Raw genomic sequence first — 20,931 nt, 5'->3', positions numbered from 1 at the left:
CATATCCCAGAATGGATAGAGTTTAAACAGTTACAATCTATCCATTTCCTTTTTCCCTGCCCCTTTACCTTTATATTTTGTTTTAACTGTATTAAACTTATATCTTACGATACATTCCACTGCCCTTACAGACGCAGCCTTTTCAATATAGACATCATTCATTCCGCTGAAAATGGTAAAAGTATTTTTGCGGGCAGTATTAAAGATGTCATTTGCAGACAACTTGACATTCCATTTTTTAGATAAGTCCTTAGCCAAAGAAAGATTTATCTGTCCAACACTCCCCATCTTAATATTCTCACTATTTCCCGCACTACGCCAACTGTAATTTACTGTCGCCATATAGTTGTTATGGAATTTGAAAATATTATTGAACTTAACTACAACCAAAGGATTGTCCACGTGCTTTATATTTCCTCTGTAATCAATCTTGTAAAATTGCGAGACAACACCACATGCCAATACGGGATAATAGCATTTCCAAAGGAATCCGGGCATAAAAGAAGCCATTATCTGTAAGTTAGACAGACTGTTTCTAGAATTTTCCTTTTTGAGCAAAGCTATAGTCTTCGCATCATCATAATATGTATATGATGTTATTATTTGGTTTTGCACCTTTTTATAATTAGCAGTTAATGCCAGCCAGCGATACCTCAAATTCAAAGTGATGTTGTCGCTATAGGATGGTTGCAAATACGGATTTCCACTTTGATAGAGATATTTGTTAACATAGTGAACCGTGTTGCTCAACTGAGAGTACAATGGACGATAGCATTGCTTAGAATAGCTCAGCTGCACCATAGTTTTTCCAATGGGCAGAGACAATGAAGCAGTCGGGAAAAACTTATCATAAACATGTGACTGTTCGTGATTTTTTCTGCCACCTATAAAATATTCACTGTTCACATGCTCATACCTGCCACCGATACGGAATGTTACATTGCCTAGATGCTGCATAGTCTCAACGTAATATGCCATATTAAGCTCCTGTATTTTATTGTTCTCGCCTGCCATAATGCTATTTTCACTTTCTGAATTTTCCTCACGGCTACTATTGGTGAAATCTACTCCAAAGCTAAAATTTCCTTTAAGAAATGGGTGTGACGCATATAATTCCGTTGCCATTAACCTAGCATGCCCAACATCTTTTATTCCGAAATCCTGATTGATGCCAGTTTGCTCTATAACATTTTGATTTTCACGTGTTTTTTTCCACATTAAATCAAAAGTCATTTCCAAATTCCATTTTCCCCAAACCCCATAGCAATATCCATCTAACAAATGTTCCAAATCTCTTAATTTGATATCCTTGTATGCAGAAGTTTCACTTTCAATTACATCATCAGAATATAATGATGACATAATGCTCGAATTGGTCTTTATTGGAGCATAAGACACTTGGTAAAATGCGCCAAATGAGAGTTTTGGAGACGAGGAAAAATCAAATCCCCATTTACCATCAATCAACTTTGAGTGCTGTGTCGATTTCATAGTCGTATTCTGCTGATGATGTGACGAGAGCCATGAATTCTGAACATTTTTGCTAGAGTTCGTATCCTTGCCTTTCTCAAATCCCAACGTTCCAAAAACATCCAAATTGTCAATTCTATAGTTCAAGTCCAAATTGTCTTTGCCATACAGATAATTACGATAACCAATAGTAGCGATGTTATCAAAGGAGAAACCATCCCCAACCTTTTTAATGGTTGTTATCTTTATGATGGAACCTACGGTTGATGCATAACGTGAACTTGGATTCGTTATAACTGTTATCTTATCTATTTGGTTAGCCTTCAATTGCTCAACTTCTATATTATTGCGGACAATATGTCCATTGATATAGAAGACTGGTTTTCCCTTGCCAAAAACTTCAATGGAACCATTATTATTCAGTACACCAGGCAACATACCCATAACATCTTTTGCAAAACCAAGTTTTTCCAAAACGGTACCTTTGACCTCTGTCACAAAGCCTTCGCTGTTCAACTTTGCCAAAGGGCGGGTTGCTCTAACAACAACCTCCCTTAATTGCAAAGTATCCTTTCCAAAATTTTGGTTAGCGATACCAGTCTGAGCTAAACAGATTTGAGCTAAAATCAAATGAAATATAATACCAACAAATCTTTTTACCTTAAAATCTAACATTTTCATCCGTTCCTATATCTTTTGTTTTATAAAACTCTATTCCACTCTTAACAAAGAGCTGTTTATGTTCTTATTAACATCCTTCTTTACTTTTTGGGTCTTCCTGCCAAAGTCGAAGGAGTAAGCAACCTTGATGCTGGCATATTGCGAAGCCGTCTGGTCTTTGATGCTCTTACTGTAGCTGTAGATAGGCAAATCCAGCCAATATCGCTTCTCCTGCTTTTTGAAAGGCGATACTGCCTGAAGTTCTACATAGAGGTTGCCCCTGCTGTAAGAACACGACATTCCATAGTCGATAGGAGTCTTGCTTATCACCAAAGCTGCTTCATCCAAAGACTTCTTGCCAAAATGCAGATAAGGCTTCAAGGCAAAATCACCCATGAACATATTCAACCCAAGATTACCCGTCAAATTGTTGTTATGCTTCGACCAGGTAGTCTTCACCTCCGCATGGTTATATCTGATATCTCCCGACAGATTGGCAAACTTACACAGTTTGTACTGCAAGGCGAGGATAGCAGAATAATATTGAGCATTTCCACCATTCGAGTAAGTCTTCACTATTTTCCCGTTTGCCTCATCCAGGTAATAATCATCAGTTACAGGATGATGATTGTAACGGAATTGTCCGATGGCAGAAACACTCAACCTGTTGAAACGCCCCATATAATATAAATAGGTGTTGATGTCATGCGATTTCTTCAGTTCGGGCATTCCCTTTTCCATCATGTGGGAATTGACCTGAATCATAGCCCGGTTGATGACATCCATACCATGATTGGAGTTCACAAAGTTGAATGACCACAAGAGCATTCCCTTATTCAGCTGGTATTGCACATTCGTATTGATGCGAGGAGACAGCTGGCTAAAACTGTTGTCTCCATGCAGATGATATTGAAGCCAATCCAATCCGATGCGGGTTTTCAGGCTCAAGCGCCTGCTAGCCTGAAAATTATAAGAGAAGAAAGCCAACGACTCCCCTTTCCACAGATGCTGCCAAAGTTCGCAATTGCCGGAATAATCGGCATTCCAGACATCGTGGTAATGAAACAGTTCCACGGATAAGGAATGCTTTTGAGAGAAATAATTATAGATGGCAGACAGCTGGAACGACAGCGCTTTCTCGTCTTCATCGGTCATTGCCTCGAAAGGCTGTTCCTGATAAAGACGATGATAGGAGTTGGCAGAATACTTGCCATGTACTCCCAAGATAAGCGTCTGATTCTTGCTTAATGGTAAGTTGGCGTTCAGATCAATCTTAGGAGACAGACTCTTCTTCCGGATATTTGAGAAGATGTCCGTCTCTGAGCTTTCCTTCGCAAAACCAGAAGATGCATTTCTTGGAGTAGAGAGGTTGACGAGCGTAAACTTGCCCACCCAATATCTCTTTCCCTTCTGGTTCTGATAGCGGAACTGCATATATTCCTGATGATTCCGGTAAGAATTCTTACTATAGCTCTCCCTATCAAATAGGGATTGCGGAAACTGATAGTTCTCATTGTTCCAGGTCTCAGTACCATCCACATGACTATAGTTTGCACCAGCAAACACAGTATAGGAATTGTTACCTTTTACATAATTGGTGGCAACGTTATAGTCGCCATGGTCATATCCTATCGTCTGCAGTCCGTCAGCCTGCACATATCCTCCATATCGGTATTGTTTGGTGATGAAGTTGACGACAAGCTTATCCTTGGCGTATTTTCCCGATGGAGCATCATGATATTCTATCTTCTCGATGTCACGAGGACGGAGCATCTGTATTTCCCGGATGTCGCATTCCTGCCCATTCAGATACAAGGTGGCTTGCAGTCCCATCACATCCACCTGATTCGATTTTGCATCGATGATGAGTCCTGGGATATTCAGGTTTTCCAACACCCCGAATCCATTAACCGCATGTTTTCGTTGCTGGCTGTTGGGATAGATGACGAGATGATCACCCACACGACTGATATTGGAGGCTGATACCACCACATCATCCAAAGCTTTAGTAGAGACAATAGAGTCCTTCCCTGTGTTCTGAGCGAACACGGGCACAGCAGCCATCAGCAGTCCCAAAGAGCAAAAAACCGTCTTCATTCTTACAATATGTTTTTATTTCATCATTATCAGCCACAAAAGTACACATTATTATCCAAAACCATTACATCTCTTCCGTTAAATTTGTATAACTGCATCAAATTACCAATTCCATCCAGTTCTTCATCCTTCCTAGCCTGAAGCATAGAAAAAATAACACGGACAAATTCAATTTGTCCGTGTTTTAAAAAATAGCTATAATCTGCTCTTTTCTGCATTACCAGCACCTGTACCCTTATACTTACTCTTGGTGGCATTGAAGTTATAAGTTACATTGACCAAGAACATGCGGGTATTATCTATACCGGTTCTGGTGAAGTGCGCATACGAATTATGATATTTCCAACTCTCGTTCTGTCCATGAAGCAAATCCTCAGCTTCCAGTCTCACAACCAGTCGGTTGTTCAGGAATGACTTGGAAATAGACGCATCCAGGGAATTCCATGCATAGTTGACACCCAATTCGCTATAATTACGCGACTGGTAAGCGTATTCCAATCGAGCCTTCCAATGATGTGGCAATACCCAGGTATTCTCCAAATCCAGATAGAGAGAAGGACGGTTGGCATTATAGTCGCTGACGTATTTGCTGGCATCAAAGAACTGATTGACCAGACCTACCGTATAGTCAAGATGCCATAAGCCTATCACCGGAGTAGCCTCAAGATAGAACTTCAGGTTCTGAATTTTATCTACATTCTCGTAATATGACAGGGCTATATCCTTATTGCCCTGGAATGGCTTCATCATATATACCGAAGCATTCTTGTTGTAAATATATTCTGCAGAGAAACTCAGCCAGGAATATTGCGCATCCCATTCCAGATGATAGGCATCCGTTGGTCGCAAGTTCGGATTACCGCTTTCATAGGAATGACGACTCGTATATCGGGTATAACCGGAAAGACGGAAGTAACTTGGTCGATAGGTCTTTGCCGTGAAACTCAACGAAGAATGCCACTTGCCCTTGTCATATCCCAAGGATACATTAGGAAATACATTATCATACTTTCTGCTCATATCCGGGTTGAGCACTCCCTCGGCATAATAGTCTGATTTCACATGCTCATATCTCACACCGGCATTCAGAGAATAATCTCCCAACGACCATGCTGCCTCAGCAAAAGCGGCTATGTTCTGTTCCTTGATTTTGGAATCATTGGATGCAGCCACACCACCCTCGTTCTGGTTGTTGGTATGACTATCAGAATTTGTGTATTCCGAACCAAAGTCTATGTTCAACTGGTCGGTCAAAGGATAAGAGACAACCAATTTACCGGCAAGCAACTTTCCTTTGGTATGACTATCTGAACATACTATCTGGTCGCCCAACTCAGTACTGGTTTCTGTGGCTTTCTGTATCTGGTCTTTCGTCCTCCACAACGCTGATGCATTCAGGTCTATACTCCACTTGCCTATCTTACCATCATAATAAAAGTCAGCCTGATGAATAGGAGTCTGCTTGGAATCTGACTCATCGTTGAGATAATTCACATCTCCCTGGTGAACTCCATCCTGAAAGATGGAATAGTTATTCTGATCAGTAAAATACTTGGTATAGCCAGAACCAAACTTATATTTCAGACCGATGGTATGATTTTCGTTGAATTCATAATTGAAACCCAGATTGGCATCAGGTCCATAATTTCTAGCATCTATGCGCCCTACTGATTTTTGATATATCTGATGCTGATTTCCATTGATATATTCATCCAATCCCAACTTATCATAGAAATACGAATCTGACCACATCAATCCACCGAATACATCCAGTCCACCCACACGGTAATTGAGATTAGCCTGCTCTTGCCAGGCATTCTTCATGGCAAAACCATATTTTGCCTGGAAATTACCACTCCATCCATAACCTTGCTTCTTGACCGTAGTAATACGAATCACAGAATTGACCTGGGCATCATACTGAGCACCGGGAGTCGTGATAACCGTCACGTTCTTCACATCCTTGGAAGATATGGTTTGCAATTCATTTTTGTCGGTCAGCTTTCTGCCATTGACATAAATCTCCGGTGTGCCTTTTCCGAACACCGAACAGTTTCCATCCTTATCCACACGCACTCTTGGAACCTGCTTCAACAAGTCGGCAACCATACCTGCATCACTCAGTATTGTACCCTGCACCTGGGTCTGGAATCCCTCGCGAGTCAGTTTTGTCTTAGGGCGAACCGCCTTCACAATCACCTTCTGCAGGTTCATCGTTGCCTCCTTCAGAGTAATTGAACCAATCTTACCTGTATTATAAGTATCAACAGCGGTATGATAGCCCACGCAACTTACTCTTACTATCACCTTTCTGGCTCCGCAGGGAATCACAAACTGGCCATTCTCATTCGTCACACCGCCATTTATCAATGAAGAATCACGAACATTCAGCAAGGCTACATTGGCGAAATCTACAGGGCGATGATGCGCATCTACAATGCGACCTATCATCTTGGTGGGAGTCTTCTGCGTACACTCCACAAAAATGTTTTCGCCATCTATCGTCATCTTCATCGGATAGAAGCCCATAATCTGGCGGATGGCATCCGGAGCGGTTCGCTTCACGATACTTGTGGTTACCGTGAAATCTTCCAGTTCATCATACATAAAGTTGATATGGTAATCCTTGGTGCTCTTGGCAAGGATGGTGAGTGCTTCTGACATAGAAGTGTTGCGGAAGCTGCGGGTGATGCGTTGGGCATAGATGGTCTGAAGAGAAAGGCTCATCAGACCTGCCAGCAGCATGATATATCTAAATCTTTTCATCTTATTCCACGATTAAAGTTTGACCTTCATGACGAATATTCACTTTCTCGAAATGATTCAACAGTTCGATGATATCATCCAGACTCATGTTCTTCTCCAGTTGCAGGAAGAGACGGATGTGGCGAGCCGACTCGTTCTGATAAGTTACCTGGAGATGGAAATGCTCGGCAATAGGAGTCAGGATATTCTGAAGCTCAGCGTTTTCATAAACCAATGGGAGCTGGGCAAGACTTGCAGAATCTGCCTTTTCTTCTATGTTGGATTTCTGAGGAGCCGAAACCTGCTGGATAGAATTCTTATGGGATGCCACGAGTTCGGTATTGCTGTTATCTGATGCCTGATGAGAACGGGTTATCAGATGAATAGCAGCAAAGGTGATGCCGGAGACGACAAGGACGGCTGCAACGGCAGCCACCTTTCTCATCGGGCTCCAGAGAGGAAGCTGCTTGGCGGTTTGCTGGGTTTCTGCATTCTGACTCATCTCTTCTTTCTGCTGCATTTCTTCTTTCAGCTTCATCTCATCTTTCAGCTTCTCCCATTCTGCATCAATAGAAGGCATCTTCATTTCTTCCTTCGACTTGGCGAAATCCAGAGACTGTCGGGTCTCTACCAACTGCTGATAGAGTTCATTCACTTCCTCATCGCCCAGAAGTTCATCCTTCTGGGTTTCGGAGTACTTTTCGGGATGCTCCAGGAGATCGAGGAGCATATCCCATTTCTGAGAATCCATCTTCTGAGGATCTATATCAGATAATTCATGTTTCATTTTCTTTTCCTTTCTTCATTTTAGGGTTCCATTGTAAGGACGTCTTCAGACAATAGAATCATGGTTATGCTATTTTCCTTTCAACTTTTCTCTGAGCGTTCGCAAACCTTTTACGATATGCTTGTTCACTGCCGAGACGCTGATGCCCAGCTCCTCCGCCGTATCCTTATACGACATTCCTTCCCGATAGCACAATCGGATGACGGAAGCAGTCTGGTCGGTCAGGTCATGGTCGATGCAATCTACGGCAGCCTGCCATCGCTCTTCCAGGCGAGAAGGTTCTTCCTCCGTCAATTTCTCTTCCGAGAGAGGAAGAAACCGTTTCAGTCTTTCATCTCTCTTCTTTCTGGCTATGAGATTGATGCAGGCATTCTTCACGCTCCGCATCAGGTAAGCCCGGTCTGGAACCAGCTGTTTATCCCACAATCTGGAGAACACATCGCTCACCACATCCCTCGCCTCCTCATTATCATAGAGCAAGGCAAAGGCGAAGCGATACATCTGCTCGTAATGGTCGTGGAACAGCCGTTCCATCCGCTGTTCATTTTCTTCTGTCATCACGTCATTTTCTTCTTGTTTCTACTCTTATATACAAGCTTTTCTGAAATCAATTACCCCTAAAATGAAGAAATCTTCTACTTTTTTTGGAAAAACCGATGCAAAGGTAATAAAAAACACCCTAAAAACGAGTTATTTGAACTATTATTGCAAGAAACCCCTGCAAAAACTTGGAGCATAAAAAATAAAATCGTATATTTGTGGCAAAAATGAAAAGATAATGAAAACGACAAACGATTATATTACCATACTTCGCAAATACCTGAGCACCAAAGCAGATGCTTATGGCATTACAAAGATTGGAATCTTTGGATCTGTGGCGAGAAACGAACAGACCGAAGACAGCGATGTTGATGTTTGTGTAGAAATGAAAAAGCCAGACTTATTTACAATGGTTCACATCAAGGAAGAACTGCAAGAGCTCTTTGGTAAGCCTGTAGATATTGTCCGACTTCGCAATAACATGAATCCGATGCTTTTGAAGCAAATTAAAAGAGATGGAATCTATGCATGACGAAGAACTAATCATCACTATTTTGACATAGATGAATCTATTGTCTTTGATGTAGTCAAAAACAAACTCCCTGGAATGTTAGAAACAATCAATAAGATGATAGAAGAATTATAAAAAACATCGGTCAAGCAAAGAGCAAACCAATATGGTTTTGCTTTCGCTTGACCGATTGTCATATATTCATTGTTTATTAAGAGAGTTTCTTCCTAACAAAAACTACAAGCGGCTCTTTTCTGCATTACCAGCACCTGTACCCTTATACTTGCTCTTGGTGGCATTGAAGTTATAAGATAAGCTCATACCTACACAACGCTCATAGCCATAACAGTCTTTTTCCATTACAGTATGGCTGCCATACATTGTCCATTGTTCCGTGTCGGTCTTGAACAAGTCGTTGGCATAAACGCCTATTACAAGAGCGTCGTTGAGGAACGACTTTGTGAATTTCATGTCCACACGAGCAAATGACTTTGTTTTTTGCAGGTCATTAAGCCTACCCGTCTTATATCTCATATTGAGAAAAGCCTTTAGTGTAGACGTTATGTTGAAACGATTGTTTAGACGGAAGTTGAAGCATGGTCTGTTTGACAGTTTGTTGACATCAAAACCGTCAGTACACAAGAACGACTGTGTGTAGTCTATCTCTGCCATAGGATTATACCAACCAAAACGGGGCGAAGCCACTATCGAAACATACACATCCTGACTATTATTGAAGTTGACATTGCGTAGAAAAACAATGTCTTTGCCTTGATAGAGTGTGGCTACCCACACCATCGGCTTGTCTATATAGTTGTAGCCAGCATTCAACGACAACCAGTCGTACGCCACATTCAAATCAACATTATTTGTTATACATGGACGGAGATAAGGATTTCCCCCCTCATAAGTATAGCGGTTGTCATACTGCACCTCATCTCGCAGACTGTTATAGCTTGGGCGCCGTGTCTTGCAGGTATAGGCAAGTTGCAATGCCCATTTGCCACTGTTCCATGACATAGAAGCAGAAGGAAACCAATCGGAATATCTACGACTCGGCTCAGTCTGCAATTCCCCGAAATAATAATAATCGGACTTTACATACTCGTATCTTACACCTGCATTTGCAGAGAATGCTCCAAACTTCAAACCATACTCAGCAAAGCCGGCTATGCTCTGTTCGTTAATCTTTGTATTCGATGCATCTACATATTGCTCGGCATTGGCATATTCGCCACGAATACGGGATGAAATAAATTCGGAGCCTACACTTAGTGCTCCCTTCCAAACGGGGTAAGACAAAATGAGTTTGGCAGCAGCCATGTCACTATGCTGTCTGTTACGTGTATGAACGTCGCGACTCTCAATATCTGCGCTGCTTTCTTTGATTGACATAGTCCTGCCGTTCTTTTTCCAGAAATAAGTGGCGTTGAAATCCACACCCAATTTACCAATCTTACCCACATAATAGGCGTTAGCATTATGCACTGGACTAAAGCAATCACTTATATTGGTCGCTTCGTTTACGAATGCTGTTTGCACCCCGTCTTCCATTATCTTCTGATAAGAGTCGGTCGTTCCTCCATTGCCCGAACCATACTGATTCTCATAGCTCAATCCAAATGTATTGCTATCATCTATAGAATAAGCAAAAGCAACCTTTGCGCCAGTTCCCTTTGAGCGATACTTAATCGGTGAAGTCTGTTCTATAAATATATTCTTCGTGCCATTGATTTCGGTAGACACTACATTATCCTCACCGCCTGGTGTCGTTGTTCCCCAAAGTTCGCCAAACACTTCTGCTTTTCCTGTGCGATATGTTGACGATAGGTATTGCGAACCACCCCACCACTTGTTGAACTTTGTAGTAGTATAGTTCTCGCCACTCCATCCTTCGCCTTGACGGCGAATTGTTCTGATACGAATTACAGACTTAATCTCCGCATTGTATTTGGCACCAGGAGCGGTTACTATCTCTACATTCTTAATATTATCCGACTTCAGTTGATGAAGCTCTTTGAGATCGTTCACCTGTCGGTTGTTGATATAAATAAGCGGTGAACCTTTGGCAAACACATTCACCGTTCCATCCGAACTGACATCAACGCGAGGCATTTCGCGCAACACATCAGTTGCAGTACCAATTTTGTTTAGCTCTGAGTGCTCTATATCCACAAGCATTCCCTCTTTGCCCAACTTTATATTCTGGCGCATAGCTTTTACCTTCACGCCTTTAAGGTTTATCGTATTCTCATGCAACACGATAGTTCCTATCTTACCTATATTATATGTATTGCTTGTCGTAATATAGCCCACGCAACTTACTCTTACGATCGCCTTTCTCGCCTCGCAGGGAATCACGAACTGGCCGTTCTCATTCGTCACACCACCATTAATCAATGAAGAGTCACGAACATTCAGTAGGGCAACATTGGCGAAATCTACAGGGCGACGATGCGCATCCACTATGCGACCTATCATCTTGGTGGGAGTCTTCTGCGTACACTCCACAAAGATGTTTTCGCCATCTATCGTCATTTTCATCGGATAGAAGCCCATGATCTGGCGGATGGCATCCGGAGCAGTTCGCTTCACGATACTCGTGGTAACCGTGAAATCCTCCAGTTCATCATACATAAAGTTGATATGGTAATCCTTGGTGCTCTTGGCAAGGATGGTGAGCGCTTCTGACATAGAAGTGTTGCGGAAGCTGCGGGTGATGCGTTGGGCATAGATGGTCTGAAGAGAAAGGCTCATCAGACCTGCCAGCAGCATGATATATCTTAATCTTTTCATCTTATTCCACGATTAAAGTTTGACCTTCATGACGAATATTCACTTTCTCGAAATGATTCATCAGTTCGATGATATCATCCAGACTCATGTTCTTCTCCAGTTGCAGGAAGAGACGGATATGGCGAGCCGACTCGTTCTGATAAGTTACCTGGAGATGGAAATGCCCGGCAATAGGAGTCAGGATATTCTGAAGCTCAGCGTTTTCGTAAACCAATGGGAGCTGGGCAAGACTTGCAGAATCTGTCTTTTCTTCTATGTTGGATTTCTGAGGAACCGAAAACTGCTGGATAGAATCCTTATGGGATGCCACGAGTTCGGTATTGTTCTTATCAGATGGCTGATGAGAACGGGTTACCAGATGAATGGCTGCAAAGGTGATGCCGGAGACGACAAGGACGGCTGCAACGGCAGCCACCTTTCTCATCGGGCTCCAGAGAGGAAACGACTTGGCGGTTTGCTGGGTTTCTGCATTCTGACTCATCTCTTCTTTCTGCTGCATTTCTTCTTTCAGCTTCATCTCATCTTTCAACTTCTCCCATTCTGCATCAATCGAAGGCAGTTTCATTTCTTCCTTCGACTTGGTGAAATCCAGAGACTGTCGGGTCTCTATCAGCTGCAGATAGAGTTCGTTCACTTCCTCATCGCCCAGAAGTTCATCCTTCTGGGTTTCGGAATACTTTTCGGGATGCTCCAGGAGATCGAGGAGCATATCCAATTTCTGAGAATCCATCTTCAGAGGATCTATGTCAGATAATTCATGTTTCATTTTCTTTTCCTTTCTTCATTTTAGGGTTATTGTATAAGCGGATTGCAAATCCGCAAAATAAAGAGGTCGAACCTTTTTTAACGACGGATTGCAAATCCGTCGGAACACCTGGCGGATTATTTTCCTTTCAATTTTTCTCTGAGCGTTCGCAAACCTTTTACGATATGCTTGTTCACTGCCGAGACGCTGATGCCCAGTTCCTCCGCCGTATCCTTATACGACATTCCTTCCCGATAGCACAATCGGATGACGGAAGCTGTCTGGTCGGTCAGGTCATGGTCGATGCAATCCACGGCAGCCTGCCATCGCTCTTCCAGACGAGAAGGTTCTTCCTCCGTCAATTTCTCTTCCGAGAGAGGAAGAAGCCGTTTCAGTCTTTCATCTCTCTTCTTTCTGGCTATAAGATTGATGCAGGCATTCTTCACGCTCCGCATCAGGTAAGCCCGGTCTGGAACCAGCTGTTTATCCCACAATCTGGAGAATACGTCGCTCACCACATCCCTCGCCTCCTCATTATCATGGAGCAAGGCAAAGGCGAAGCGATACATCTGCTCGTAATGGTCGTGGAACAGCCGTTCCATCCGCTGTTCATTTTCTTCTGTCATCACGTCATTTTCTTCTTGTTTCTACTCTTATATACAAGCTTTCCTGAAATCAATTACCCCTAAAATGAAGAAATCTTCTACTTTTTTCGAAAAACCGATGCAAAGGTAATAAAAAACTAGAAAAAAGCTTGCTCTTTCGAATAAAAAGTGTACCTTTGCAGTTAAGAAACAACATCATTACAATATGGGTAAACGAGCCATTATAGAGAACGTGATAAAATCTTAGTATATGAGAGAACGAAGTAGAGATAAAAACCGCTTAGAGCACATGCTCAGAAGAAGAAGTAAGATTTTAGAAGAACGCCGCAAACATGTTGATCCTGAGATTCGCAAGTCTGTAGATTTGTCTTTCCAAATCGTAGATAGGATACATGACATTCTGGTTTCTAAAGGGATGAAGCAGAAAGACCTAGCCCTTCTACTCGGAAAACGGGAAGCGGAAATAAGCAAATGGATGCGAGGAACACATAATTTTACAATAGACACTCTTGTATCTATTGAGGATGCTCTCCAAGCTCCGATATTAAATGTCGTCCATCAGGATTTAGAAATATGTGTATAAAATTTTAATCGGTCAAGCAAAGAGCAAACCAACATAGTTTTGCCTTCGCTTGACCGATTGTCATATATTCATTGTTGTATTGAGAGAGAAATTTATTTAATCGGCTCTGCATGGATACAATAGTAATTCTTTAAGGGATTTTCCTTATTCTTTTTCAAGATTAAAGCAACTAAACATCCCTCATAATCAGAGTTCCATTGCGCAGGCGTATAGCCCTTCCAATACATCACAAGGTCTGCATCGGATGGCAAAGCCTTGAAACGATTGCGGTACTTCTCTCTGTTCGAATCATCTACCACAACACCCTTGCCATACTGACCATAATACATATCCATCAGCTCAACCAACATCCTCTTTTGCTCAGACAGCACAGCCTCATGCTTCTTCATGCTTTCCGGATCCTCAGAATCCAACAGCACCCCTGATACAATGTATTTCAACTCAGAATATGGCTTTTCCGGAAAATCAGGAGAATAACGAGGAGAGACTATCCGGAACCGCTTGCTCCGGTCGAAGATGCAATACAAATCATAGTCTTCATTAGATGGATTCAGCAAATCAGAAGAGCCGAAATCGTAACCCATGAAACCAGTATTATAGATATTGAGATAGATGCCGGAAGAATAAACCACACGTCCACCCTTATAGCCATCAGCAACAATCAATGTTCTATCTTCCTCCGTCATAGAAGTATTACGGTTGATCTGAAAAAGATAAGTGGTAAGGTTAATTGACACAACACTCCAATTGTAATCATTTCTGAGACTCACTTCCCTATCTGGCATTCCCTTACAAGACCATACAATGGAATCATAATAATGATAATAAGGGTTAGCTGATGAGTTATTGTTCTGATAATCGGTCAAATCAAAACTCAATAGTCTGAATGACTGAAATTTACTATGTCCATCACCCATTCCATGGGCATCCTTAGAATTGGCATATACACACCGAATATAATAACGGCAATCATCCGGTACTTTTTCAGTTTCATTTGGCTTGTCTTCTTCATCACTCTTATCAATAGTATAAGTATTCTGCACATCAATCAATTCTAATGAAGATAAACGCTGATATACCACCAAGCCATAAACAGTTTTTTCCTGATTGTCAGCTACTGTCACCGAACCAATCTTCTCCATCACATACAGGTAAGCTTCATCTTCATGAAACTTCACATCCAGAATTTGCATATAATCATCAACCTTACCTGCCTTATTCGTTTTGATGACAATGCCCGTCGCATCATCATACGACCAATCCTGCTTCTTGAAACAGAATGTACGTGTATCTTCATCACGATAATAAGTCATCAACTGATTCTCAGATAAGAATTCATAGACCTTCGGACTATAATCCTTGATACCTTCACGATAATCAGTTTTCGCAAGTTTACCGTTTTCCTTCACCTGATAGATGCCGACAGGTTGCCAGCCATAACTTACAAGCCAAGAATTCAGAACATTCCTATCTATATCACAGACAGGAGCCTTTCCATCTAAGATGCAATACCCATCCTGATTTAAAACAAAAGACTGGTTGAACAGTTCCTTGTCATTCCAAGGAAGGCTGTCCAACTTATCATCATCACTACTACAGCCAGTTAGCATCCAGATGCCAACCACCATGAATATCATCCATAAACAACGCTTCATATACTTTCTGTTTTTTTATTTTACAATCTGTTCTTTTCTGTATTACCGGCACCCGTACCCTTATACTTGCTTCTACTAACATTAAACTTATAGCTGAATGAGCACATGAACATTCGGGTATCCGTATATTTTCTGGTATAGATATCGCTGGTACCATATACCAATCTTGTGGAATTGCGCATCGTCGCAAAGAGGTCATTGCCCGCCAAAATGACATTCAGGCGATCGTGAAGAAAACTTCTACGCAAAGAGACGTCCACTCCTCCTTGTGCCATATAAAGCAGAAGCGCAGAATGGCCCTGCGTGTTCCAACTCATATCAAGATTAAGCGTCCAACCGTATGGTAGTGAAAACGCATTATTGAAAGAGCCGATGAATATCGGTTTGCTGTATGCCTTACCACCAATGGTCAGGAACTGCTTTCTCATACCAGCGTCCAACGTAGGATGCCACCATCCTATCGTCGGCGATGCCGTCAGTCCCACGTAACAAACCTGAGTATGATTCAAATTACGAAAGGTGTACATACTGATTAACTCATTGTCATGATACGGTTCTATCACCTGATAGCAAGGATCTACAAGATAACGCCAGTTGGCAAAAAACTGGAACCATTTATATCCCAGATTAATCCCTATGCCATGTTCGAAGGTTGACGTGAGCAATGGATTTCCACCCTGATAATAATAGCGACTATTATATTGCACGTTACTACTTAACTGACTATAGGAAGGACGACTTACCGTCACCTTATAGACCATATTCATTTTCACATTCCCGATAGGAAAGGTTAAGGACACATTCGGAAAGAAATGGTCGTACTTACGACTCTGGTCGGGTACGAAATAATCCTTATTCTCCTCGCTCCAATAATCACCACCTGTATTATAGTAATTGGAAGAAACATGTTCGTATCTGAGGCCAGCATTCAGTTCTACCTTGTTCAGTCTCAATCCATAAGAAACAAAGGCTGCAAGATTACTTTCCTTCACCTGATCGTCCGTCTTGCCTGGCAAGTCAGTTCCCTGTTCATCTATAGTATAAAGATTGGCACGGCAACTTTCGGTAAACTCATTACCAACCTTCAGAGTACCTTTCCATACCGGAAAGCTCAGTACCAGCTTAGATGCATGCATCCAACTATCAGCCGTGAAATCAGATTCTATCGTACGAGAATCTCCACCCTCCATTCCTGTTTCTTCAGAATATTGAGTCTGTCCTGTTTTACGAAGATATATTTCCCCATTCCATTCTATGCTCACCTTTCCTATCTGTCCGGCATAATAAGCCGTAATATCCTGCGTAGGTCGGCTTTTGAAACGACAATACATATCATTTGTATAGCTTTCTGTCTTGGAGCCATTCTTCCAGACATCCATCAGCGAATTCCATCCACCCCGACTATAAGGATTGATGTTCACCTCGTAAGTGGCACCCACGGAATGCTTATCATTGAAAACATAATTAAAACCAAGACTTCCACTGGTATAGTAACTCTTGTTTTTGATAATCAAGTCTTCGTTGATACTCATGAGCGTCTTGCCGTAGAGTCTGTTATCATTATGCTGATTCTGATAGCCCTGAGACAAACCGCCATACAAATTGGAGAAGATATCCAATCCCCGATAACGATAATTCAAATCGAGTACTTCACGATGATTGTCCTGATGATTGCGCTGATAGACCTGCCGATAAGTCAATCCCAGTCCTTCTCCCTTCTTTCTTGTCGTCTTGATTCTGATGACAGCCTGATAGGTTGCATCGTATTCTGCACCCGGCTCGGTTATCACCTCTACATGTTTGATGTCAGAAGAACTCAATCTGTCGAGATCAATGGTTCCCTTGATTTTCTTGTTATCGATATAAATCAAAGGTTTACCTTTGCCCAAGACTTCTATTTCTTCATTCTTCTGCATCACTCTCGGAAGATGTTTCAAAACATCTTCTGCCGAGCCCATTTTCTCCAAGGATGTACCTTCTACCTGAGCCACCAATCCTTCAGAAGTCATTCTGAAAGGCTGTCGATGTCCTTTCACTACTATTTTCTGCAGATTCATCGTTGCCTCCTTCAGAGTTATCGTCCCTATCTTACCTATATTATATGTATTGCTTGTCGTAATATAGCCCACGCAACTTACTCTTACTATCGCCTTTGTGGCTCCACAGGGAATCACGAACTGGCCGTTCTCATTCGTCACGCCGCCATTTATCAATGAAGAGTCCCTAACATTCAGCAAGGCTACATTGGCGAAATCTATAGGGCGATTCTTATTGTCTATGATGCGGCCTATCATCTTGGTGGGAGTCTTCTGCGTACACTCCACCATGATATTATCCTCCACCTGCGTCATCCTGATGGGATAGAATCCAATCAGCTGCATGATGGCATCGGGAACACTCTGGTTTCTGATGCTTTTGGTCACCCTGAAATCCTCCAGTTCATCATACACGAAGTTGATGGTGTACTTATGCTGGCGGGCATTCAAATCCTTCAACGCTGCAGAGAACGACACATTATTATATTGTCGGGTGATGCGCTGGGCTAATGCGGTTTGAAAAACAGCCACACAAGCACAAATCATAATCCATTTTTTCATATACATCAGTCTTTCTTTTTTCTGTTACTTATTATATCTATACAGTTGAGCCAAGCAAAAAACTAAGCAAAACATAGATTATTTTCGAAAAACCTATGCAAAGGTAATAAAAAACACCCTAAAACCAAGTAATTTGAACTATTATTGCAAGAAACCCCTGCAAAAACTTGGAACATAAAAAATAAAATCGTATATTTGTGGCAAAAATGGAAAGATAATGAAAACGACAAACGATTATATTACCATACTTCGCAAATACCTAAGCACCAAAGCTGATGCTTATGGTATTACAAAGATTGGAATCTTTGGATCTGTGGCGAGAAACGAACAGACCGAAGACAGCGATGTTGATGTTTGTGTAGAAATGAAAAAGCCAGACTTATTTACAATGGTTCACATTAAGGAAGAACTGCAAGAGCTCTTTGGTAAGCCTGTAGATATTGTCCGACTTCGCAATAACATGAATCCGATGCTTTTGAAGCAAATTAAAAGAGATGGAATCTATGCATGACGAAGAACTAATCATCACTATTTTGACATAGATGAATCTATTGTCTTTGATGTAGTCAAGAACAAACTCCCTGGAATGTTAGAAACAATCAATAAGATGATAGAAGAATTATAAAAAACATCGGTCAAGCAAAGAGCAAGCCAATATGGTTTTGCCTTCGCTTGACCGATTTCAAACCTAAGAACTCTACTTTTTCAAAATAGAGATACCCTCTTCTGTGCTATTCAAGACTTTGCCGAGTTTATGTTTCTTCTCAGCATTCTTGCGGAAAGTATATCTTAGAATTACCCATGGACGGAATTTCTGGTCCTTGTAATGATTCTCTATTACAGAATGGAAAGATCCGTCAACCGTCGTCACCTTGCTTTGATATTCACCCGTAAGATGCTGTAAGCAGACACCCATATAAAAATCTGGCGTAAAATTGAAATTTACCTGAAGATTGGCAACTGACGGATGCTTATATCTGGTACAAGCCAATGCCGTGTAATCTCTTGAATTATAATCTACATCACCATAGAATGAAAAGTTTTTCACTTGTGCGTTAAAGCCAAATGAAGCATAAGCAGAGTTTTTGGCATCTTGCCCCATATAATGATCGGCTTTCCAGCCCCCACCGGCATAGACCCGTCCCCACTTAAAACGATAACTCAAATCTGCGCCTGCTGATACTCGGGAGAAATGCCCAGTGTTGGCATAAGTGCTATAATAAATGCCCCCATCGGAATAACCGTAGTTTTCTATCACATCACTTACGTATTTATACCCAACAGTAGGGATAAAGTAGAGTTTTCCAACATTCAAAGTATATGACATAGAGGCGTAATGTGTCATCTGAGGTCTCAGATTCGGGTTACCTAAACTTACAAACAATGAATCTGTTGATGTATTGTAAGGATTCAGATAGGCGACATTCGGAGCCATATTTGTAAGTTGGTAACTTAAGCGAACAGAGTTGTGTTTGTTGGCTATCCATGTCATACTAACATTGCCCCTTGGACGGAAATAACTGTAGCTGGCTTCGCCTGCCTTTGCCCATATACCCTCCATTCCTATTGATGCATTATAGCGTAATTGCTTGAAAGAACCACCATAACCTACATACACATATTGATTATAGCTATGATGTTTGAAAAGAGGATTTTCACCAATGGCATTATCGATGTCATCCATAATAAGCGTACTATGACTTCCCGCTATAAGAGAGCTATTGTTGGCATATTCTTTGGAATAGTCTATATTAAAACTTCCAGAATGACGCTTGTTGTTATATAGAGTATTAGCATCAACCTGCTGCTCGTCGTAATAATCTACACGATTGGCACAATAATCGTTTTTATTGAAATTGTATGCTAAGCGCAACTCCAAATCACTACTTTTTGAAAATGAATGTTTGTAATACAGACTCGTGGTGAGAATATTACTCTTATTCTTATCAAAGAATTGAAAGCCATACAACTGCGAAATATCCGTAAGATAATTTCCATGTGCCAAGCTTTTTCCTTCCGTAGAATTATATGAGTCGTAGAACTGAGCCGCAAAGTAATCATTAGACGTAATCAGATACTTTAGTAACAATTCCCCTATCCATTTGTGAGTGTCATTACGAGTTGACTGGTCATAAGTCTGTTTATAACCTGTGTTCGTGCGATTAACAGAAGATTCCACATCTTCATGATATTTATAGTGATAGGCAGCTCTACCATAAAGACTTATCTTATGGTTTCCCACTTCAAAATACCCCACACCAAAACCATTGCCAACAGGAATTTCATGACGTGTTGCCCCTTCAAGCCATAAATATGGTTTGGTATGTCTTTTTAGCTTTATGTTCAAAATACTCGTAACACCTTCTTGCAAATAGCGGGCAGATACTGAGTTTACAACCTCAACAGACTCAATGTCTGCTGGAGAAATCGGTCCGATACCCGAATTGACCATATTGCCATTGATGAGAATCAAAGGAGCTTTACCGTCAAGTGTCTTTACAGACGAAGTGTTAGCATCTGATATGATGGCAGGAATCTCCTGCAAAGCCCTGAAAGGATTGCTCATTTTCTTGGCTGCAGACGACAGATAGAACACTTCACCATTAGCTGTCCTTTTTACTATTTGGCTACGGTCTGCAACAACTGTCACTTCTCCCAATTCCTTTGCCTCTTCTATTAACTGAAAATTACGACGGGTTGAACCTTTTATTTTAAGAGAATCACTTACCGACTGATAACCCAAGCACGTCACCTCTACAATATAATTACCGTCAGGAACATTCTTCATTGAAAAATGCCCTTTTTTATCAGAAGCGGTGGTTTTAAATATCTTTCCATCTAGTATAAGCAGGACATAGCCATCTGCAATTCCGCCATTTCCTTCCTTCGACACAATTTCTCCATGAAAAACATTCTGCTGTGAAACTCCAGAATTGGGCTCCTGCGCTTTTACTATGACTAATGATAGCAAGCTGATTATAACGAATAAAAATCTCCTCATATTTCTTTCGAGTTAGTAAAACCTTATATTTCGCTTACAAAAGTACAAAAAAAAAGCAACAACACAACAAAACGACAGAATTTAACCATATTTAATTAAAATATAACAAAACAACAAAGGGGCTTAATAAAAAACATCG

The 20,931-nt window shown here is 41.4% G+C and carries 14 protein-coding genes and 2 pseudogenes; 5 read left to right on the top strand and 11 right to left on the bottom strand.

Going from position 1 to position 20,931, the window contains the following annotated elements:
• Positions 1-30: 30 nt before the first annotated feature.
• From CFT61_RS11380 to CFT61_RS11355, 5 genes are all read right to left on the bottom strand, one after another.
• Positions 31-2,145, bottom strand: a complete 2,115-nt coding sequence (locus tag CFT61_RS11380; RefSeq protein WP_176425586.1) for a TonB-dependent receptor domain-containing protein — start codon at positions 2,143-2,145, stop codon at positions 31-33.
• Between the two features lie 36 nt (positions 2,146-2,181).
• The gene (locus CFT61_RS11375; protein ID WP_089544543.1) at positions 2,182-4,227 is read right to left on the bottom strand and encodes a hypothetical protein; all 2,046 of its coding nucleotides are present in this window, start codon (positions 4,225-4,227) and stop codon (positions 2,182-2,184) included.
• Positions 4,228-4,422: 195 nt separating this feature from the next.
• Positions 4,423-6,993: an outer membrane beta-barrel family protein gene (locus CFT61_RS11365; RefSeq protein ID WP_089544541.1), complete on the bottom strand. Its 2,571-nt coding sequence runs from the start codon at positions 6,991-6,993 to the stop codon at positions 4,423-4,425.
• 1 nt (position 6,994) lies between these two features.
• Entirely contained in the window at positions 6,995-7,759 is a 765-nt protein-coding gene (locus CFT61_RS11360) for a DUF4974 domain-containing protein (protein WP_089544540.1), read from the bottom strand.
• Positions 7,760-7,828: 69 nt separating this feature from the next.
• Positions 7,829-8,317 carry an RNA polymerase sigma factor gene (locus CFT61_RS11355; RefSeq protein WP_254918954.1) on the bottom strand — a complete coding sequence of 163 codons (489 nt, stop codon included), beginning with the start codon at positions 8,315-8,317 and terminating at the stop codon, positions 7,829-7,831.
• A gap of 220 nt (positions 8,318-8,537) precedes the next feature.
• On the opposite strand from CFT61_RS11355, the gene CFT61_RS11350 reads away from it, so the two are divergent.
• Together CFT61_RS11350 and CFT61_RS17435 are read left to right on the top strand one after the other, a co-directional pair.
• Positions 8,538-8,831 (top strand): nucleotidyltransferase family protein, encoded by a 294-nt coding sequence (locus tag CFT61_RS11350; protein WP_089544535.1) that lies wholly within the window; start codon positions 8,538-8,540, stop codon positions 8,829-8,831.
• 24 nt (positions 8,832-8,855) lie between these two features.
• Positions 8,856-8,945, top strand: a pseudogene (locus tag CFT61_RS17435) (antitoxin); the annotation flags it as partial.
• A 102-nt stretch (positions 8,946-9,047) separates the two neighbouring features.
• On the opposite strand, the gene CFT61_RS11345 reads toward CFT61_RS17435, so the two are convergent.
• The 3 genes from CFT61_RS11345 to CFT61_RS11335 form a co-directional block, all read right to left on the bottom strand.
• A complete protein-coding gene (locus CFT61_RS11345) occupies positions 9,048-11,606 on the bottom strand; it encodes a TonB-dependent receptor domain-containing protein (protein ID WP_089544539.1) in 2,559 nt (852 codons plus the stop codon).
• A gap of 1 nt (position 11,607) precedes the next feature.
• Positions 11,608-12,372: a DUF4974 domain-containing protein gene (locus tag CFT61_RS11340; RefSeq protein WP_089544538.1), complete on the bottom strand. Its 765-nt coding sequence runs from the start codon at positions 12,370-12,372 to the stop codon at positions 11,608-11,610.
• A gap of 116 nt (positions 12,373-12,488) precedes the next feature.
• Positions 12,489-12,977 (bottom strand): RNA polymerase sigma factor, encoded by a 489-nt coding sequence (locus CFT61_RS11335; protein WP_228113455.1) that lies wholly within the window; start codon positions 12,975-12,977, stop codon positions 12,489-12,491.
• A 229-nt stretch (positions 12,978-13,206) separates the two neighbouring features.
• Between CFT61_RS11335 and CFT61_RS11330 the strand changes: the two genes are divergently transcribed.
• Positions 13,207-13,539, top strand: a complete 333-nt coding sequence (locus CFT61_RS11330) for a helix-turn-helix domain-containing protein (protein WP_228112981.1) — start codon at positions 13,207-13,209, stop codon at positions 13,537-13,539.
• 92 nt (positions 13,540-13,631) lie between these two features.
• Here the strand turns inward: CFT61_RS11330 and CFT61_RS11325 are convergent, their stop codons facing one another.
• Positions 13,632-15,194, bottom strand: a complete 1,563-nt coding sequence (locus tag CFT61_RS11325; RefSeq protein ID WP_142990622.1) for a hypothetical protein — start codon at positions 15,192-15,194, stop codon at positions 13,632-13,634.
• A 20-nt stretch (positions 15,195-15,214) separates the two neighbouring features.
• Complete coding sequence (locus tag CFT61_RS11320; protein WP_176425585.1) at positions 15,215-17,791, bottom strand: outer membrane beta-barrel protein; 2,577 nt, start codon at positions 17,789-17,791, stop codon at positions 15,215-15,217.
• 217 nt (positions 17,792-18,008) lie between these two features.
• Between CFT61_RS11320 and CFT61_RS11315 the strand changes: the two genes are divergently transcribed.
• Both CFT61_RS11315 and CFT61_RS17430 read left to right on the top strand, forming a co-directional pair.
• On the top strand, positions 18,009-18,302 hold the full coding sequence (locus CFT61_RS11315) for a nucleotidyltransferase family protein (protein WP_089544535.1): 294 nt from the start codon (positions 18,009-18,011) through the stop codon (positions 18,300-18,302).
• Between the two features lie 24 nt (positions 18,303-18,326).
• Positions 18,327-18,416 (top strand): annotated as a pseudogene (locus tag CFT61_RS17430) (antitoxin); the annotation flags it as partial.
• A gap of 72 nt (positions 18,417-18,488) precedes the next feature.
• Here CFT61_RS17430 and CFT61_RS11310 read toward each other — a convergent pair.
• Complete coding sequence (locus tag CFT61_RS11310; RefSeq protein WP_089544534.1) at positions 18,489-20,792, bottom strand: TonB-dependent receptor; 2,304 nt, start codon at positions 20,790-20,792, stop codon at positions 18,489-18,491.
• Positions 20,793-20,931: the final 139 nt, after the last annotated feature.

The sequence above is a fragment of the Segatella copri genome (assembly GCF_002224675.1).
Taxonomy (GTDB): domain Bacteria; phylum Bacteroidota; class Bacteroidia; order Bacteroidales; family Bacteroidaceae; genus Prevotella; species Prevotella copri_U.
Note: the sequence above shows the minus strand (reverse complement) of the source record. Positions and strands in the feature narration are given on the sequence as shown.